Genomic DNA, 293 nt, shown 5'->3' on the forward strand with positions numbered 1-293 from the left:
TTACCGATTCGGTGGACAGCACCGGTTTGAGCCTGTCGGCGTCCACCCAAGTGGCCGAAGGCGGTTCGATTGTATACACCGCGACATTGACCAATGCCGCCGGCACTCCAGTCACCGTGACCCTGAGCAACGGCGCCGTTATCAACATCGCTGCTGGGCAAACCACTGGCACGGTGACAGTCGATGCGCCAACTGACGACGTCTACAAAGACGCCGGCAAGGTTGAAGTCAGCATCGACAACGCCACCGGCGGTAACTTCGAAAACCTCGTCCCGAGCACCACTCCGGCAGTG

1 protein-coding gene is annotated in these 293 nt (G+C 60.1%); it reads left to right on the forward strand.

All coding sequences use genetic code 11. The annotated features are described in order from the left end of the window. The coding region (locus tag HU811_RS27235) for an immunoglobulin-like domain-containing protein (protein ID WP_186659237.1) at window positions 1-293 on the forward strand (293 nt) is incomplete at both ends.

It is taken from the genome of Pseudomonas tehranensis, assembly GCF_014268615.1.
GTDB lineage: Bacteria > Pseudomonadota > Gammaproteobacteria > Pseudomonadales > Pseudomonadaceae > Aquipseudomonas > Aquipseudomonas tehranensis.